Below are 17,375 nucleotides of genomic sequence, written 5' to 3'. Positions count from 1 at the left end.
GGGGGCCAGCGCGCCACGGGAGACCTGAACGCATCCTGACCGCCGTGCGTCATCGGATGCCCCCGCCGCCTCACCCGAGCACTATGAGTGACATGACGACCCGTGATCACGGCTCCTGCATAGCGGCGTTCCGCTCCGTCCCCTCCGCCGCCACGGAAGAAGGCCGCCTTGAACCGTCCGATCGCCTCCCCACCGCCTGCCGACCCGGTGACGGCCTGGCTGCGCCGCCGGCTCGGCCGGGCGGTCGTGCTGTCCTACGTCGCTGCCCTCCTCCTGCCCGACCCCGGCCTGTGGCTGCGCCGGGACCACACCGTGCCGATCGGCACCGTGACCGGCCTGCCCCTGAGCACCGCCCCGCTGCTGCTGTCCCTGGTGCTCTTCTCCGCCGGACTCCAGGTACCCGTCCGTGAACTGGGCCGCCTGCTCCGCAAGCCGACCACCCTGGTGGCCGGGATGGTCCTCCACCTCGCGATCCCGCTCCTGGTCATCCCCGTCGTCGCATTCGGACTGCACCGCACCCCGGACAGCGACGGCGGCAGCGGACTGATCACCTCGATGATCCTGATCGTGGCAATGCCGGTGGCCGCCGGAGCCACCGTCTGGACCGGCAAGGGTGACGGCGACCAACCCACCATGGTGGGACTCGTCCTCGCCTCCACCCTCCTCAGCCCGCTCACCATCCCGCTGCTCATCACCACCCTGGTGCCGCTCCTCGACGACGGCTACGCGCACACCCTGGCAACGACCGGCCATACGGCCCAGGGCGGCTTCGCCCTCGTCACCGTGGTCCTCCCCTGTGCGTTCGGCATCCTGTTCCGACTCGCGCTGCCGACGGCGTGGCTCAGCCGGACCCTGCGCGTGATCGTGCCCGTCGCGCTGCTCGGGTCCCTGGTCCTGACCTATGTCAACGCCAGTGGCGCCCTGGGCTCCTTCCTCGCGCATCCGCGCCCGCTGCTGTTCGGCGCGGCACTGGTCGTGGCGGCGCTCGTCTGCCTGCTGTCCTTCGTGCTGGGCCGGGCCGCCGCTCGGCTCCTGCGCCTGGACGCCCCCGCATCCTCCTCGCTGACCCTCGCTTGCGGGATGAACAACAGCAGCGCGAGCGCGGTCCTGATCACCACCACGCTGCCCGACAAACCGCACCTGCTCCTGCCCGTGCTCGCCTACGGGCTGCTGCAGAAGACGGCCGCGAGCCGGGTGGTGCGGACAGCGGCTCGTCGGCACCCGCCCTGCCCTGCGTCACCGTGAGCTCCGCTCAGTGCGTGATGCGGTACAGGTGCTCGGGGCGGCCGGTGGCCCCGTAGCGGAGTTCGAGGCGGACCATGCCCTCCTTGACCAGGTAGGAGAGGTATCGCTGAGCCGCGGCGCGGGAGACTCCGGTGCGTTCGGCGGCCTCCGCAGCCGACAGGGCGTCGTGCGCGCCGCGCAACGTCTGGTGCAACAGGGCGAGCGTCGGCGCGGAGTGCCCCTTCGCGGGGACGCGGGGCACGGCCGGCGGCCGGGCGGCGCTGAACAGGGCGTCCACGTCGGCCTGGTCGGTCTCGGGGGCCGTGCCCAGGGCGTCCATACGGTGCTGGAGCTCCCGGTAGGCGGTGAGCCGCTCGGCGAGGTCGGGCGCGCCGAAGGGCTTGACCAGGTATCCGACGGCGCCGAGCTTCATCGCGATCCGTACCGAGGTGATGTCCCGGTCGGCGGTGATCATGATGGCGTCGGGGCGGTCGCCGCCCTCGTCGCCGCTGAGCCGGCGCAGCACGTCCAGTCCGCTGCCGTCCGGCAGGAAGATGTCGAGCAGCAGCAGGTCGGGGTGCAGGTCGCGCACCGCGGTCAGTGCCTCGGCCACGCTCGTCGCCTGGCCGACCACCTCGAAGCCCCGGACGCGGGACGCGTAGTCGCAGTGGATGCGGCTCACCCGGAAGTCGTCCTCCACCACCAGGGTCCGGATCACCAGCGATCACCTCCTGCCACACCGTCCAGTACCGGTGAGGCCGTCGTGAACAGGGCGCCCCGTGGGCCGGGCGTGGTGTCGGGCACCGGCAGCAGCACGGTGAAGACGGCGCCGGGTCCTTCACTGACGGCGACCGTGCCGCCGTGCCGCTGCGCCAGCCGGTGGACGAGCGCGAGGCCGAGGCCGCGCCGGGCGGTGCCGCGGTCCGGGCGGGTCGACCAGCCGTCCTCGAAGATGGACTCGGCGGTGCCCGGCGGGATGCCGGGGCCGGTGTCGGCCACCTCCACCCGCACCGCGTCGACGGCCTCGATCAGCGACAGACGGACCTCGGCACCGCCCGAGGGCGCCGGTCCGGTCGCGGACGCGTCGATCGCGTTGTCCAGCAGGTTGCCGACGATGGTCAGTAGCCTGGGCAGATGCGGCGGGTCCTCGCCGAGGGCGGAGTCCTCGCTGAGCACGATCCGCACCCCGCGTTCCGCGGCCACCGTGGTCTTGGCGACGATCAGTCCCACGAGCAGCGGGTTGCCGATCCGTTCCCGTACGGATTCGGTCAGCGCCTGCTCGGCACCGGCCGTGTCGACGGCGAACTCGTAGGCGGCGTCGTGGTCGCCGATGTCCAGCAGCCCGGCCACCGTGTGCATACGGTTGGTGAACTCGTGCTGCTGGGCGCGCAGCGCGTCCGTCAGCCCCCGCACCGAGTCCAGCTCGCGCAGCAGACCGATCATCTCGGTGCGGTCGCGCACGGTGACCACGGCGCCCAGTTCCCGTCCGTGCAAGGCGACCGGCATCCGGTTGACGACCAGGCAGTGGTCGTCGGTGAGCACGCTGATGTCGCCGCCCGCCAGGGTGCCGTCCAGGGCGCGGCGCAGCCGCCCGTCGGGCAGGACTTCCGCCAACGTGCTGCCGAGCGCCGTGCCCAGTCCCAGCAGGTCGCGGGCCTCGTCGTTGACCAGCGTGATACGGCCGTCCGGGTCGAAGGCGACCACTCCCTCACGGATGCCGTGCAGCATCGCCTCCCGGTCCTGCAACAGCCCGGCGATCTCCTCCAGCTCCAGCCCGAACGTCGTCCGCTTGAGCCGTCCGGCCAGCAGGAATGCGGCCGCCGAGCCGAGCGCGACGGCAATGGCGCTGTACAGGCCGAAGGTGGGCAGCTCACGCCACAGCTCACCCAGCACATAGTGCTCGGGGATCCCTGCGGACACCTCGCCGACCAGCTTGCCGGTGGGCCCGTACAGCGGGGCCTTGCCGTTGGCGGAGCGCCCCGTCGCGCCCTGGTCGGTGCCGACGTGTGTCCTGCCGTCCAGCGCCACGATCCGGTCCCCCGTCGGTTCACCGACCAGCGCCGCATCGGGGTGCGAGTGGCGGATGCCGCGCAGGTCGAGCACGACCACGTACGATGCGCCAGAGGCCTTGCGGATCCGCTCGGCGACCGTCTGCACCACATCGCCGCCGCCCCCGTACTGCATGGCGTGGCGGATCTGCGGTTCGGCGGCCGTGGTCTCGGCGATGGCCAGGGCCCGCTTCTCGTAAGGGCGGTCGATCTCGTCTCGCTGCGCGAAGGCGAACAGCCCGAAACCGATCAGCCCGGTCAGCGCCAGGATGGCCAGCTGGTTGGCCAGAATCCGCGCGGAGAGCCGCCCCTTCCCACCGCGGCCGATCGGGATACGGATGCGTGTCACGGGTGTCTCTGCCTGTCGTGCGGGGGCCCGGGCGCGGCCCCTGCGCCTTACCCGTGGTGGCGTGATTGTGCCCCCGTCACCGGCCTTCTGCCCACCCCCGGTCCGCTGAGCAGAACGAGCAAAAGCATGGCTAACACGGCTAACGCGAGATACGGCTGAAACAGCGACGTAACACACGCCGGCCTCTAGCGTCTGCCTTCCTCGACCTCCGAGGTCAGGAAGGAGACAGCCTCAGATGGCTTCACGAAACGATGTGGCGACGAGCCCCGGTGCCGGGACGACCGGCCGGGACAGCGCGCGAGTCGAGATCTCAGGACTCACCAAACGGTTTCTGACTCCTGCCGGTGAGGTGTTCACGGCGCTGCAGGACGTGTCGTTCACCGTGGAGCCCGGCCAGTTCTGCGCGGTGGTGGGCCCGACCGGTTGCGGCAAGTCCACGACGCTGAGCATGGTGTCCGGGCTCGACCGGCCCAGCGAGGGCTCGGTCAAGGTCGGCGGCCGTGAGGTGAACGGCGTCACCGACGGCGTCAGCTTCATGTTCCAGAGTGACGCGCTGCTGCCCTGGAAGACCGTCCTTGGCAACGTGCTGATGGGCCCGGTCTTCCGCAGGGTGCCCAAGCAGCAGGCCCAGGCCTCGGCACGTGACTGGCTGCGCCGGGTGGGCCTGACGGGGTTCGAGGACCGCTACCCGCACCAGCTCTCCGGCGGCATGCGCAAGCGCGTGGCGATGGCCGCGGCACTGATCAACGAACCCCGGATCCTGATCATGGACGAGCCGTTCGGCGCCCTGGACGTGCAGACCAAGGCGATCATGTCGACCGAACTGCTCGGCCTGTGGGAGCAGATCCGCCCGTCGGTCATCTTCATCACCCACGACCTCGACGAGGCGGTGGCGCTCGCCGACCGGGTCGTCGTCATGACGTCCAGCCCCGGCTCGGTCAAGGCGGTCTTCGATATCGACCTGCCCCGCCCGCGCGGCTCGGTCCAGGAGATCCGCTTCCAGCCCCGCTTCATCGAACTTCAGCACCAGATCTGGGACTCGCTGCGCGAGGAGGTGGAGCGCGCCTACGCACGCACCGCAGGAGGTACGGCATGAGCACGACGTCCGCTGTTTCACCCGCTTCCGTCAAGGTCGGCGCGCCAGGCTCGGGCGCGTCAGCCGCCAAGCGCGCTCTGCGGCGCCGCATCGGCCTGGTGTGGGCGGGCCGTATCGGCCTCGCGGTCCTCGTCATCGGCGGCTGGCAGGCCTTCACCACCTGGGGGATCGTCGACCCGTTCTTCTTCGGGCAGCCCTCCGGCATCGCCAAACGGCTCGTCGACCTCTTCCAGAACGGCACCGAGTTCGGGTCCTTCTACGCCAACATCTGGACGACGATCCAGGAGGCGCTCGCCGGCTTCGCCCTCGGGGCCGTCACCGGAGTCGTCTTCGGCGTCGCCCTCGGCCAGAGCCGCTACCTCTCCGACGTACTCGGCCCCTACATCAAGATGGTCAACGCGATCCCGCGCATCGTGCTCGGCTCGATCTTCATCGTCGCGTTCGGCATCGGCGTGCTGCCCAAGATCCTGCTCGCCGCGGTACTGGTGTTCTTCATCGTCTTCTTCAACGCCTTCCAGGGCGTGCGCGAGGTCGACCGCAACATCCTGGCCAACGCCAACGTGCTCGGCGCCTCGCAACTGCAGATCATCCGGCACGTCATCGTGCCGTCCGCGCTGACCTGGATCATCGCCAGCCTGCACAGCGCCTTCGGTTTCGCCATCGTCGGCGCACTGGTCGGCGAGGTGCTCGGCGCACAGAGCGGTCTCGGCCTCGTCATCAAGACCGCACAGAACAACTTCGACCCCAACGGCGTGTTCGCCACGATGCTCGTCATCTCGGTCATCGTGCTCGGCGCCGAGTGGCTGATCGGCAAGCTCGAGCACCGGCTGCTGTCCTGGCGCCCGCCGGCCCCGTCCGAGGCCACCAACACCATCTGACATCCCCGCCCTTACCCCTTCCTCGTCCCACGCCCTCAGCAAAGGAATGTGATCAGCCATGTCCCGACGACCCGCCGCCGTCGCCGCGTCCGCCCTCACCGTTCTCGCCCTCGGCGCCGTCAGCGCCTGTTCCGGCAACTCCTCGACGTCGACCGGCACTTCGGGCTCCACACCGACCGTGAAGCTCATGGCCGGCGGACTCGACAAGCAGATCTACCTCCCGTACCAGCTCGCGCAACAGCTGGGCTTCTACAAGAAGTACGGCGTCAACGTCGAGCTCAGCACCGAGCAGGACGGCGGTGTCGGCGCCGAGGAGGCCATGGCTTCGGGTCAGGTCGACATGGCGGGCGCCTGGTACAACCACACCATCGAGTTCCAGGCCAAGGGCAAGGCGGTCGAGGACGTCGTCCAGCTCTCCGGTGCGCCGGGCGAACGGGAGATGTGCACCAAGAAGTCGGGCGTCACCTCGGGCGCCGACTTCAAGGGCAAGACCCTCGGCGTCACCGACCTGGGGTCGGGCACCGACACCCTCACCCAGTTCCTGGCCGCCAAGAAGGGCGTCAAGACCAGCGAGTTCCACCGGATCGGAGTCGGTGCGGGCTCCACCGCCATCGCCGCGCTGCAGAACGGCAAGGTCGACTGCGTCATGACGACGCAGCCGACGGTCGCCGCGATCCAGAAGAAGGGCGTCGGCACCTCCGCCATCGACCTGGCCACCACACAGGGGGCCACGGTGGCGCTGGGCGGCGCCTATCCCGCGGCTAGTGTGCTCGCGCGCACCGACTGGGTGACCTCGCACAAGGACACCGTGCAGAAGGTCGTCGACGCGCTCGTCGCCACCATGCACTGGATCAACACCCACAGCGCGGCCGACATAGCGAACAAGCTGCCCGCGTCGTACGTGTCGAACCAGTTGGTGACCAAGGCCGACTACATCTCGGCCCTGACCGAGGACAAGGGTCAGTTCCTCCCGGACGGCATCATGCCGGCCGGCGGTCCGAAGACCTCTCTGGCGACGGAGAAACTGGTCGGCAATGTGAAGGGGTCGGTGGATCTCAGCAAGACGTTCACCAACGACTTCGCCCTCCAGGCCAACAAGGCGGAGGGCTTCAAGACCACGACGACCCCGGCAGGACCGACTGGCTGAACCCCCGCCCGGCACGGGGCCGCCCAGGTGGCCTCCACCTGGGCGGCCCGCCCGTGTCGGGCCGGGACTCACCTGATCGCTCAGCGGACCGGCAGCACCCTGGTGTGCTCCTCGCGCACGGCCTGCAGAGAACGGGGGTTCAGACCGAGCAGGCTCAGGATCGTTGGTGCGATCTGCTTGGTCTGCACGCTCGCGGAGTCGCGCACGCCGTCCGGAACCGAGGCGCCCGACACCACCAACGGAACATCGAGGTCGTCAGCGTGGGCGCCGCCGTGCTCGGCGATCTTCTGGGTGCCGCCGGTGTAGACGACGCCGTACTGCGCGATGCCGAAGAGGTCCGGGACACGGGCCTCACCGGCTTCGACGTGGAAGTAGCGGGCCGCGGCCTTCCCTGCGTAGACCTTGCTGAGCCCGCTGCGCGTGAAGCCCTTGGGTGCCGCGTTGATGTCGGTGCCGTTGCCGCTCTGCGCCAGTAGGTACCTCTTGGCGAACTCGGTGGCGGCCTGCGAGCGGTCGGTCAGCCAGAGCAGCATCGCATCGTCGTCCACGGAGTGTGCGACCAGATCACCGGCGGCGGGATGGAGCTTCTTCCAGGCGGCGTTGAGGCCGTCCAGCAGCGGGCCGTCGTCGATCCGGGTGAGCGCGGTCGGGTCGGTGGGCGACTGACCGTGCTTGGCGGACAGGATGACCGTGGTGCTGCCGGCCAGGTGCCGCTTCGTGATCTCAGAAGCCAGGGCGCCGATCTGCGCGTTGACGAAGTCCAGGTTCTTCGCCAGCAGCGGTCCGGGCACGCTCTTGGCGGTGTAGCCGCCCTTGAGGCCGTCGGAGGCGGGCAGCTTCTGCGCGGTGGAGACCGACTGGAAGTTGAGGCCGAAGATCGCCGGGGTGCCGACCTTGTGGGTACGGCTGTGGTCGTAGCCGTCGATCTCGTTGAGGACGGCCTGCACCTTGTAGCCGTCGTACTGTTCGGTGGCCTGGTTGTCCTTGGTCCAGTCGTTGCCGGCCGGGTAGCCGAGGGCGTCGCTGTTGATCTCGGGCGTGAACAGGTCCTGGATTCCGGTGCCCGAGGGCCCGTTGAGGATTTCGTACGCCGCGTGCTTGTCCGACCAGGCGGTGCGCAGCCCCGCGCTGCGGGCCACCTCGAAGACGGTGTTCACCTTGACGTAGGAGTGCGGGTAGACCGGTTTGCAGGTCTTGGGGTCGACCGGCAGCTTGGAGGCATTGATCAGGCTTGCCGGGTGGCCCGTCATCGACAGGATGCTGTCCGGCAGGCCGGTGAGTCCCTGACCGGCGTCGAGGGAGGCCTGGTTCTTGTCGAGGTCCTCCGTGAGGTCCACCTCGGCACCGGGCTTGACGGCCTTGCAGTTGGTGGTTCCGGCGGGCAGGAGCGCCGCGTTGTAGGTGTCGTCGTAGTAGATGCCGGTGGTGCCGGGGCCGCCGCCGGTCGCCTGGGCGACCATGCCGGGGAAGGAGTCGGACGGCGTGGTGGTCTTGGCGTGGGTGTACTCCACACCGCCGCCGACCAGCCGCGCCAGTGCCGACTTGGGGTGCCGGGAGACGTACCAGGCCAGGTCCGACTGGTGCAGTCCGTCGATCGAGATCAGCAGGACGTGCTTGGCGGGCGCCCGATGGTGGGAGGCGGCGAACGCCGGGGGCTGGACGGCGGTCACGCCGGTCAGGGCTCCGGCGGCAGCGAGAACGGCTGCGAGTCTGGCATGACTTCTGGACATGTGTGCATCTCCCGGCTCTTTGGGGCGCTTTGCGAGGCGGGCCCATCAGAGTCGCGTCTTGCGTACCGGAAACGGCGCATGTGTGAACGCACACGGAAGAAGCGGTCGGGTCTTCTTCAAGCAGGTCTGCTTTTCTTCAAGACCGATCGACGGCTACTGAGCCGTCGAGCAGCCCGGCCCGTTCGCCACTGGAAGGGCGGCGCAATGCGGTCCTCTCATCCGGACGACTCCTGTGCCTCGTCCCGGTCAACGGGAATGAGCAAGGTGAAGGTGGCGGGGCAAGCACGGGCCAGGGAGATCCTGCCGCCGAGCGAGACGGCCAGGTCCCGGGCGAGAGCCAGGCCGATGCCCGCTCCCGGTCCGCCCCCGGTGTGCCCCCGGTCGAACAGCCGGGCCGGCTCGCCCGCCACGGCACCCTCGTCGCTCACGTCGAAGGCGAGGGCATCATCCAGGTCCCGCACGGTGACCCGGACGGTCCCGCGCCCATGCACGCGGGCGTTGTCCAGCAGGATGCCGAGCACCTCCGACACGGGCGCGCCTGGGACCAGTACATCGCTCGGTGTGCCTCGTGCGGCGCACTCCAGGCGTCTGCCGTCCCGGGCGAACAAGCCGTGCCACCGCTCCTCGGCGTCCCGCAGCAGTTGACCCACCGCGATCTGCCCTGCGGCGGAGGGGGACACCTTGCTCGCACCCGACAGGCGCAACACCTCCTCCACCGTGTGGTGCAGTCGGTGGGTGGTGGCCAGTGCCTCGGTCAGGACGGGGCGCAGACGCGCGTCGTCGTCCTGGGCCAGGCCCGCCTCCAGGGCAAGTTGCAGACCGGTGAGCGGAGTGCGCAGCTGGTGGGAGGCGTTGGCGGCGAAGTCGCTTTCGTGGCGGAGGAGTTCGGACAGGCTGTGCAACATCTCGTTGTGGGTACGGGCGACCTGGTCGATCTCGCCGATGCTGCTGGGGGCGGCGCGGGCGTTCAGGTCACCCTCGGTCACGGCCCGGCAGTGGCGGGACAGATCCTCCAACGGAGACGCCAGGGCCCGCGCCTGACGACGGGCCACGACGACTGCGACGGCCAGCGCCAGAGCCGCCACCCCCAGCAGCACCGCCCACGCAACGAGGACACGGTCGCGCACGGACGCTGCGGCGGACGAAGCCCGCACGACGCCGATCACCTTCTCGGCGTGGGAGACGGGTACCGTCACCACCAGGTCACCGCCCGAGTCGCCCCGTACGGCGTCTCCGCTCAAGGCTCGACGGACCGGGGCGTCGCCCGAGCGGGGGCCGCTGCCCGCCCGCAGCCGTGACTGCGGGTCGTACAGGCCGAGGCGCCCGCCTGCCGGGGGGCTCGGCAGTTCCGCCGGGTCGCCGGTCGCGTAGTCAGGGCTCACGCGTACGGCCCCGGCCAGGGCGGATCGCTCCAGGGTGTCGCGCTGGTCGGCGTACAGGGACGACCTGATGGCCAGGGCCAGCGGGACCGCGAGGAGGACGACTGCGACCAGAGCGGCGGTCAGGGCGACTCGCACCACGCGCTGTCTCATGACCCCATCATGCGGGCCGTTCACCTGGGCGGACGTGCTCCGCCACACGCTTTTGCCGTCCTCTAACCCACGGCGAGCAGGGCGTTAACCGGCCTCTCCCTAGCGTCGGTGCTGTGGATCGTCCGGTCCGCGGACTCCCCCTGGAGGGCAGTGGTCATGGCAGCACGCACACGGACGTACGCGGTCGTCGGACTGGCCTTGGTGGCGGCGGTGACTGCGGGCTGTGCCGGGACGGGTTCGGGCTCGGGCTCCGGTTCGACGGCGTCCCCAGCCGGGTCCTCCTCAGGGGGTGCAGGCGGCGGGCAGAACAACGCGGCGCCCACCGAGTCCAACCCTCCCGGTGACATCCCCGATAATCAGGCGTTCGTCGCCTACCGGCCGACCGGCGGTTCCTTCACCGGCTTTACCGTGAAGGTGCCCGAGGGCTGGGCCCGCACCGACCAGGGCAGCACCACCGTGTTCACGGACAAGCTCAACACGGTGAAGATCACGGCGGTCTCCGCCGCCGGCGCGCCGACGACCCGTTCCGTCAACGACACCGTCATACCGCAACTGCGCTCCCAGGTGCCGAAGTTCGCCGCTCCCAAGGAGTCGGAGGTGACGCGGCACTCGGGCCGTGTGGTCCTGCTGACCTACCAGGGCGACTCGACGAAGGACCCGGTGACCGGCAAGGTCGTGCGGGACGCGTTCGAACGGTATGCCTTCTATCGCGCGGGACACGAGGTCGACCTGACCCTGTCCGGCCCGGTCAACGCGGACAACGTCGATCCCTGGCGCTTCGTCAGCGACTCCTTCGCGTGGCGGTGAGCGTGATGCCAGTCGACTCGTACGACACCCGCGGCTCGGCCCACGAGGTGCTGACAGCCCGCGAGCTGTACCGCTTCTACCGGGCCGGCGAGGAGGAGACCCTCGCGCTGCGCGGGGTGTCGCTGACGGTGCGACGTGGTGAGACCGTCGCGGTCGTGGGACCGTCCGGGGCCGGAAAGTCGACTCTGCTGGCGTGCCTGGCCGGACTCGACGAACCCTCCGGCGGCGAGGTCCGCGTGAGCGGCGTACGGATCAGCCACCGGCCGGAGACCGAGCGGGCCCGGCTGCGCGCCCGGCACATCGGCGTCCTGCTGCAGACCCGCAACCTGCTGCCCCACCTGAACGTGCTCGACAACGTCCGCCTGCCGCAACGGGCGCAGGGCGGCAGGCCCCCTGTCCCGGCCGAGACCCTGCTGGCGCAGGTCGGGCTGACCGGGCGGACACGCGCCCTGCCCCGGGAGCTGTCCGGCGGCGAGCTGGCGCGGGCAGGGCTCGCCGTCGCGCTGGCCAACGCGCCCGCCGTCCTGCTCGCCGACGAACCGACCGGCGAACTCGACGGCGAGACCGAACAGTTGGTGCTTTCACTGCTTCGGGATCGGGCCACGGAAGGCTGCGCGGTGCTGCTCGTCACGCACAGCGCGGAGGCGGTCCGGGTAGCGGACCGGGTGATCACCCTGACAGACGGCAGGGCCACCGGTGCCCCGCCCCCGCACAACCGCGAGGAGGCACACGATGTCGTCGGATGACGTGCTCGTCAGCTGCACGGACGCGGCCCTGACCTTCGGCCGGGGAGCCCAGGCGGTGGTGGCCGTGCACGGCGCCGACCTGACGATCCGGGCCGGGGACCGGCTCGCGGTGGTCGGCCCCTCGGGATCGGGCAAGAGCTCGCTGCTCCATCTGCTCGCCGGACTCGAACAGCCCACCCACGGCACCGTCACCCGCGCCGCCTCCCTCGGGCCGTACGACATCGGCCTCGTCTTCCAGGGCGACAGCCTGATCCCCGCCCTGAACGTGGCCGAGAACACCGCCCTGCCCCTGGTCCTCACCGACCGCGCGGAGGACGAGGCCAGGAGGGCCGCGCTCGCCGCGCTCGCCCGGGTGGACTCCGCCGACCTCGCCGAACGGCTGCCCGAGGAGATCTCCGGCGGGCAGGCCCAACGGGTGGCCGCCGCCCGGGTGCTGGCCCAGGCACCTCGCCTGATCCTCGCCGACGAACCCACCGGCCGCCTCGACCACGCCACCGGCTCCCGTGTCCTGGACGCCCTGCTGACGGCCGCCGACCACACCGGTGCGGCCCTCGTCGTCACCACCCACGATCCGGCCGTCGCCGCCCGGCTCACCGTCCGGCGCAGCATGCGCGACGGACGACTGCTCACACCCGAGGAGGTGTCATGATCACCGCATGGGCGCAAGGCCTGGCCCGCCACCGCACCGGCCGACTGCTGGCCGCCCTGGCAGGCGTCACACTCGCGGTCGCCCTCGTCGCCGCGCTCGGCTCCTTCCTCACCGCGTCCAAGGCGACCATGACCCAACGCGCCCTGCGCTCGGTCGCCGTGGACTGGCAGGTCCAGGTGCAGCCCGGCGCCGACCCGAACGCCGTCCTGTCCCTCGTCCAGAAGACCCCCGGCACCCGCACCGCGCTGCCCGTCGGCTTCGCCCACACCAGCGCCTTCACGGCCCATGTGCAGGGCAGCACCCAGACCACCGGCCCCGGTGTCGCCCTCGGACTGCCCGACGGCTACCGTGCCCGCTTTCCGGACGCCGTCCGTACGCTGTCGGGCTCCTCCACCGGCGTCCTGCTGGCCCAGCAGACCGCCTCCAACCTGCACGCCGCCCCAGGCGACACCATCGCCATCCAGATCCCCGGTGCAGGCCCGCACCGCGTGAAGGTGGACGGCGTCGTCGACCTGCCCCAGGCCGACTCCCTCTTCCAGACCGTCGGTGCCCCCAGCCAGTCGCAGCCGACCGCGCCCCCGGACAACGTCGTCCTGCTGCCCGCCGCCCGGTTCGCCGCCCTCACTCACGGCGCCACCGCCGTCACCACCCAGATCCACGTCGCCCGCACCAACACCGGGCTGACCTCCGACCCGGCCGCCGCGTTCTCCTCGGTCACCGGTGCCGCCCACAACCTGGAGGCCCGCTCGGCAGGCACCGCCCTGGTCGGCAACAACATCGGCGCCGCCCTCGACTCCGCCCGCCAGGACGCCCTGTACGCCCAGATCCTCTTCCTCTTCCTCGGCGTGCCGGGCGCGGTCCTGGCGGCCGCGCTCACAGCGGCGGTCGCCTCGGCCGGCGGTGAACGGCGGCGCCAGGAACAAGGGTTGCTGCGACTGCGCGGGCTGCGGCCCCGCCAAATCACCGGCCTCGCGGGCCTGGAAGCCGCCCTCATCGGCCTCGCCGGGGGCCTCGCGGGGCTGGGTGTCGCCGCGCTCACCGGCCGTCTCGCGTTCGGTGCGGCCTCGTTCGGCGCGAGCGCGGGGCAGTGGGTCGTCTGGTACGCGATCGCCTTCGTACTCGGAGCCGCGGTGGCCGCCGGTGCCGTTCTCGTCCCCGCACTGCGGGACCTCCGCACGGTCACCGTCGCCGACACCCGCAAACAGGAGGGCGTACGTCCCTCCCGGTCCCCTTGGTGGCTGCGGTACGGCCTGGACCTCGTGCTCCTGATCGGCTCGTGGCTGGTCTTCCGCGCCTCCTCCGGCAACCAGTACGCGCTGGTCCTCGCCCCTGAGGGCGTTCCCAGCATCTCCGTGTCGTACTGGGCCTTCCTCGGCCCCGCCCTGCTGTGGATCGGCGCGGCCCTGCTGCTGTGGCGCCTGACCCTGCTGGTCCTCACCCGTGGCCGTCCCGTTCTGACCCGGCTGGCCCGCCCGCTGACCGCGACCCTGGCCGGGACCACCGCGGCCGTACTGACCCGGCGCCGGCGACCGCTCGCCCGCTCGGTGGTGCTGCTCGCCCTGGCCGTCTCCTTCGCCGTGTCCACCGCCGTCTTCAACGCCACGTACCACCAGCAGGCCGAGGTCGACGCCCGGCTCACCAACGGCGCCGACGTCACCGTCACCGAACCGCCCGGGGCCCGGGTCCCACCCGCTTCCGGAGCGGCCCTGAAGATCTCCGGTGTACGGCACGTCGAACCCCTCCAGCACCGCTTCGCCTATGTCGGCTCCGACCTGCAGGACCTGTACGGCGTCCGCCCGGACACCATCGCCGGGGCCACCTCGCTCCAGGACGCCTACTTCGCCGGCGGCACCGCTCGGCAGCTGATGCAGCGCCTTGCCCAGCACCCGGACAACCTGCTGGTCAGCGTCGAGACCGTCAACGACTTCCAGCTCTCCCCCGGCGACACCGTCAACCTGCGCGTCCAGGACGCCCGCACCAAAGCCCTGCACACGGTCCCCTTCCACTACGCCGGCATCGCCAAGGAGTTCCCCACCGCCCCCAAGGACAGCTTCTTCGTCGCCAACGCCTCCTACATCGCCAAGGCCACCGGCAGCGACGCGGTGGGCGCCTTCCTCCTCGACACCGGTGGCAGCCACCAGAAGCAGATCGCCGCGCAGCTGCGTGGGCAGCTCGGCACCGGTGCCACCGTCACCGACCTGACCCAGACCCGCGGCACCGTCGGCACCAGCCTGACGTCGGTTGACCTGGCGGGCCTGACACGCATCGAACTCGCCTTCGCGGTGCTGCTGGCCGCGGGAGCCGGTGGGCTCGTCCTCGCCCTCGGGCTCGCCGAACGCCGCCGTACCTTCGCGATCGCCACGGTCCTCGGCGCGCGGGCACGGCACCTGCGCGGCATGGTCCTCACCGAGGCCCTGCTGCTGGCCGTCGGCGGTCTCGCCGGGGGCGCCCTGATCGGCTGGGCCCTGTCGCAGATGCTGGTCAAGGTGCTGACCGGCGTCTTCGATCCGCCACCCGCCGACCTCTCGGTCCCCGGCGCCTACCTCGCGCTTACCGGCACCGCCGCCGTCGCCGCCATCGTGGCCGCGGCCCTCAACGGCATCCGCAAGACCCGACGCCCCGCCGTGGAGGAGCTCCGCGACCTGTGAACACTCTCCGCGCGCAGGACGGGCTCCCCGCCCTGTCCGCTCCTAGGCTGTGGTCCATGCGCACGCCCGCCGCACCGGACCGCCACCGCCACCGTGTCCTGGTCGTCGAGGACGACGACACCATCGGCCGCCATCTGGAGGCCGGCCTGCGCGGTCACGACTACGCGCCGACCTGGTGCCGTACGGGGGCGGGCGCCCTGGCCGAGGCCGCGCGGACACCGTACGACGTGCTGCTGCTGGACTTGGGACTGCCCGACATGGACGGCCTGGACGTGGCCCGGGATCTGCGGGCCCGCCTCCCCGATCTGCTGATCGTCGTGCTGACCGCGCGGACCGAGGACATCGACGTCATCGCCGGACTGGATGCCGGGGCCGACGACTATCTCGTCAAACCGTTCAGCATGACCGTGCTGCTCGCCCGGCTGCGAGCGCATCTACGGCGGCAGACAGTGGCTGCCCCGGTCCGCAAGCCGGTGCGGCTGGGGGATCTGGTCGTCGACGTCTCCGCCCGACGATGCGCTCTGCACGATGTCGAAATCCCCTTGCGGGCGAAGGAGTTCGACCTGCTCGCGGCGCTGGCCGAGCGGGTCGGCGAGGCGGTGTCGCGGGAGACGTTGATGGCCGAGGTATGGGACGAGAACTGGTTCGGACCGACCAAGACCCTCGACGTGACGATGGCGGGCCTACGCCGCAGACTCACCGAGGCGGCGCAGGCCGAGGACAGTCCTGTCCGCCTGCCGGAGATCACCACGCTGCGAGGGCACGGATACCGGCTGGAACGGCCGCCGGATCCGATGGGTTGAGATGCGGCCGACGTGTCAGTGAGCAAGGACAGGTGGGGAACGTGACGTCGAGTGCGGCATCCCTCGTCCCGGTCAACATCACCCTCGGCGTCCTGCTCGCCGCTCTGCTCCTGGCGGCGGCGGTGGTCGCGGGGCGGTTCCATCTCGACCCGCACCCGTACCGGAGCCGGGCCCGGGAGATCCTCGTCGCCGGGCTGAGGGCCGCGGCCCAGCTGGCCGTCGTGTCGGTGGTCATCGCGTGGGCCGTCAAGTCCGTGCCAGGGCTGTTGGCGTTCCTGGTCGTCATGTTCTCGGTGGCGGTGCGTACGGCTGGGCGGAGAATCACCAGTGACCGCACCTGGTGGCTTACGGCCGCCCCGATCGCCGCCGGCGTGGTGCCGGTCGTCGCGGCACTGCTGCTGACGGGGCTCGTCCCGCTGCGCGGCATCGCACTGATCCCGATCACGGGCATCTTCATCGGCGGCGCACTCACCGTGACCGTCCTCGCCGGACGTCGAGCCCTGGACGAACTGGCCCAGCGCAACGGGGAGGTGGAAGCCGCGATGGCCCTGGGCTTCCTGGACCGGGACGCACGGATGGAGATCGCCCGCCCCGCGGCATCGGAGGCACTCCTGCCGGGCCTCGACCAGACCCGTACGGTCGGGCTGGTCACCCTCCCCGGTGCATTCGTCGGCATGCTGATGGCAGGGGCGAGTCCCGTGATGGCCGGGGCGGTGCAGCTGTTCGTCCTGATCGCGCTCATGGCGGTGCAGTCCGTCGCGGTCGCGGTGACGCTCGAACTCGTCGCCCGCCACCACCTGCACCGCCCGGTACCCGGCGCGCCGACAGGAGCGCCACGCAAGACAAGGCGCCCGATGAAGGGGTTGCCACGCAGCCACACCCTGTGAGCCGTTCGCCAACCTTGCAGGACTTGCTCCAGGTCGGAGCGTCGAGCACGGACGTCCAGCGTGTCGGTGAGGGCGGACGGTCCTTCCGCCAGAAGGCTTGACGCTATGCCACTTCCCGTGGATGCCGTTCCGAGTCGACTTCGGAGGCACTCCGGCGACTCTTTCATGATCAATTTCGGTGAGAGGTGGTGTGCCGCGGCTTGGGTGAGAGGATCGCTCGTCACGGTTCCCAGACGGTCGGGCCTCCGCCGATCCACTCGATGAGATCCGAGGCGGTAATCATGTCCTCTTCTCCCGTGTCAAGCCCGGCACGCTGAAGGAGGACGACCACGTCCCAGAGGCCGAAGGCGCGGCCGACGGCCTCCTTGTGGATATGCACCAACCGGCCGCCCTAGCTATCGGGCGGGCCGACGGTCACCGGTCGGAGGGTGTCATGGTGAACATTCTTCCCACTGAGTGGAGTCCGGGGGGCGAACGGCCGGGTCGCGGGGATCCCATCAGCGGATCACTGGGGCGTGTGAGACAGGACCGTCGTGTGTGGCCCCATCACTGCAGCCTGGCAAAGCGATGTCACCTGATGTGCGGTCGCGGCAGACCTCCGCCGAGGAGACAGTGGCTGTACGCCCCTTCCACCGGACGCAGTCGTTGTGCTCGAGGTGGTGGGAGAGCGCCTGGCCATCGATGTGGATCTCGGAGTGTTCGCTCCTGCGGAGGCTTCGGAATGGGGTGGTGTGCTGCGAGGTGTGCCGCTGCGTGTGGCAGCGGGGATGCGATCGGCCGGGTGGGCGCGGCTGCACTTTCCCGGCGGGCAGGAACGCTGGATTCATCCAG

At 70.7% G+C, this 17,375-nt stretch carries 14 protein-coding genes; 10 read left to right on the top strand and 4 right to left on the bottom strand.

What is annotated here, in order from left to right:
* Window positions 1–168: 168 nt before the first annotated feature.
* Entirely contained in the window at window positions 169–1,245 is a 1,077-nt protein-coding gene (locus EJC51_RS46645) for a bile acid:sodium symporter family protein (protein WP_166682987.1), read from the top strand.
* 7 nt (window positions 1,246–1,252) lie between these two features.
* Here the strand turns inward: EJC51_RS46645 and EJC51_RS46640 are convergent, their stop codons facing one another.
* The gene (locus EJC51_RS46640; RefSeq protein ID WP_126276658.1) at window positions 1,253–1,942 is read right to left on the bottom strand and encodes a response regulator; all 690 of its coding nucleotides are present in this window, start codon (window positions 1,940–1,942) and stop codon (window positions 1,253–1,255) included.
* Complete coding sequence (locus tag EJC51_RS46635; RefSeq protein WP_244363302.1) at window positions 1,939–3,621, bottom strand: ATP-binding protein; 1,683 nt, start codon at window positions 3,619–3,621, stop codon at window positions 1,939–1,941. Before EJC51_RS46635 ends, EJC51_RS46640 begins: the two co-directional genes overlap by 4 nt.
* Before the next feature lie 235 nt (window positions 3,622–3,856).
* On the opposite strand from EJC51_RS46635, the gene EJC51_RS46630 reads away from it, so the two are divergent.
* From EJC51_RS46630 to EJC51_RS46620, 3 genes are read left to right on the top strand one after another with little or no spacing between them, the layout of a single operon-like run.
* Window positions 3,857–4,717 carry an ABC transporter ATP-binding protein gene (locus tag EJC51_RS46630; RefSeq protein WP_126276657.1) on the top strand — a complete coding sequence of 287 codons (861 nt, stop codon included), beginning with the start codon at window positions 3,857–3,859 and terminating at the stop codon, window positions 4,715–4,717.
* Window positions 4,714–5,595 (top strand): ABC transporter permease, encoded by an 882-nt coding sequence (locus EJC51_RS46625; protein ID WP_126276656.1) that lies wholly within the window; start codon window positions 4,714–4,716, stop codon window positions 5,593–5,595. The genes EJC51_RS46630 and EJC51_RS46625 overlap by 4 nt, the downstream gene beginning before the upstream one ends.
* A 58-nt stretch (window positions 5,596–5,653) precedes the next feature.
* Window positions 5,654–6,742, top strand: a complete 1,089-nt coding sequence (locus EJC51_RS46620) for an ABC transporter substrate-binding protein (protein WP_126276655.1) — start codon at window positions 5,654–5,656, stop codon at window positions 6,740–6,742.
* 80 nt (window positions 6,743–6,822) lie between these two features.
* On the opposite strand, the gene EJC51_RS46615 is transcribed toward EJC51_RS46620, so the two are convergent.
* The gene (locus EJC51_RS46615; RefSeq protein ID WP_126276654.1) at window positions 6,823–8,472 is read right to left on the bottom strand and encodes an alkaline phosphatase family protein; all 1,650 of its coding nucleotides are present in this window, start codon (window positions 8,470–8,472) and stop codon (window positions 6,823–6,825) included.
* Between the two features lie 215 nt (window positions 8,473–8,687).
* The gene (locus tag EJC51_RS46610) at window positions 8,688–10,004 is read right to left on the bottom strand and encodes a HAMP domain-containing sensor histidine kinase (protein WP_126276653.1); all 1,317 of its coding nucleotides are present in this window, start codon (window positions 10,002–10,004) and stop codon (window positions 8,688–8,690) included.
* A gap of 156 nt (window positions 10,005–10,160) precedes the next feature.
* On the opposite strand from EJC51_RS46610, the gene EJC51_RS46605 reads away from it, so the two are divergent.
* Genes EJC51_RS46605 through EJC51_RS46580 form a run of 6 tightly spaced genes read left to right on the top strand, consistent with a single transcriptional unit; the run spans window position 10,161 to window position 16,544 of the window.
* A complete protein-coding gene (locus tag EJC51_RS46605; protein ID WP_126276652.1) occupies window positions 10,161–10,811 on the top strand; it encodes a hypothetical protein in 651 nt (216 codons plus the stop codon).
* A gap of 5 nt (window positions 10,812–10,816) precedes the next feature.
* Window positions 10,817–11,557 (top strand): ABC transporter ATP-binding protein, encoded by a 741-nt coding sequence (locus EJC51_RS46600; protein WP_126276651.1) that lies wholly within the window; start codon window positions 10,817–10,819, stop codon window positions 11,555–11,557.
* The gene (locus EJC51_RS46595) at window positions 11,544–12,206 is read left to right on the top strand and encodes an ABC transporter ATP-binding protein (RefSeq protein WP_126276650.1); all 663 of its coding nucleotides are present in this window, start codon (window positions 11,544–11,546) and stop codon (window positions 12,204–12,206) included. The genes EJC51_RS46600 and EJC51_RS46595 overlap by 14 nt, the downstream gene beginning before the upstream one ends.
* Complete coding sequence (locus tag EJC51_RS46590; protein WP_126276649.1) at window positions 12,203–14,854, top strand: ABC transporter permease; 2,652 nt, start codon at window positions 12,203–12,205, stop codon at window positions 14,852–14,854. The genes EJC51_RS46595 and EJC51_RS46590 overlap by 4 nt, the downstream gene beginning before the upstream one ends.
* 56 nt (window positions 14,855–14,910) lie before the next feature.
* On the top strand, window positions 14,911–15,657 hold the full coding sequence (locus EJC51_RS46585; RefSeq protein ID WP_126276648.1) for a response regulator transcription factor: 747 nt from the start codon (window positions 14,911–14,913) through the stop codon (window positions 15,655–15,657).
* A gap of 41 nt (window positions 15,658–15,698) precedes the next feature.
* Window positions 15,699–16,544, top strand: coding sequence for an ABC transporter permease (locus EJC51_RS46580; protein WP_126276647.1), 846 nt, complete (start codon window positions 15,699–15,701; stop codon window positions 16,542–16,544).
* Window positions 16,545–17,375: the final 831 nt, after the last annotated feature.

Source organism: Streptomyces aquilus (assembly GCF_003955715.1).
Lineage (GTDB): Bacteria > Actinomycetota > Actinomycetes > Streptomycetales > Streptomycetaceae > Streptomyces > Streptomyces aquilus.
This window is presented reverse-complemented; position numbering and strand designations above follow the sequence as displayed.

Excerpts from the sequence above, each read along its gene's own strand:
- EJC51_RS46610 (WP_126276653.1), bottom strand. The coding sequence starts at position 10,004 with ATGAGACAGCGCGTGGTGCGAGTCGCCCTGACCGCCGCTCTGGTCGCA.
- EJC51_RS46595 (WP_126276650.1), top strand. The coding sequence starts at position 11,544 with ATGTCGTCGGATGACGTGCTCGTCAGCTGCACGGACGCGGCCCTGACC.
- EJC51_RS46590 (WP_126276649.1), top strand. The coding sequence starts at position 12,203 with ATGATCACCGCATGGGCGCAAGGCCTGGCCCGCCACCGCACCGGCCGA.
- EJC51_RS46630 (WP_126276657.1), top strand. The coding sequence starts at position 3,857 with ATGGCTTCACGAAACGATGTGGCGACGAGCCCCGGTGCCGGGACGACC.
- EJC51_RS46600 (WP_126276651.1), top strand. The coding sequence starts at position 10,817 with ATGCCAGTCGACTCGTACGACACCCGCGGCTCGGCCCACGAGGTGCTG.
- EJC51_RS46585 (WP_126276648.1), top strand. The coding sequence starts at position 14,911 with ATGCGCACGCCCGCCGCACCGGACCGCCACCGCCACCGTGTCCTGGTC.
- EJC51_RS46625 (WP_126276656.1), top strand. The coding sequence starts at position 4,714 with ATGAGCACGACGTCCGCTGTTTCACCCGCTTCCGTCAAGGTCGGCGCG.
- EJC51_RS46605 (WP_126276652.1), top strand. The coding sequence starts at position 10,161 with ATGGCAGCACGCACACGGACGTACGCGGTCGTCGGACTGGCCTTGGTG.
- EJC51_RS46615 (WP_126276654.1), bottom strand. The coding sequence starts at position 8,472 with ATGTCCAGAAGTCATGCCAGACTCGCAGCCGTTCTCGCTGCCGCCGGA.
- EJC51_RS46620 (WP_126276655.1), top strand. The coding sequence starts at position 5,654 with ATGTCCCGACGACCCGCCGCCGTCGCCGCGTCCGCCCTCACCGTTCTC.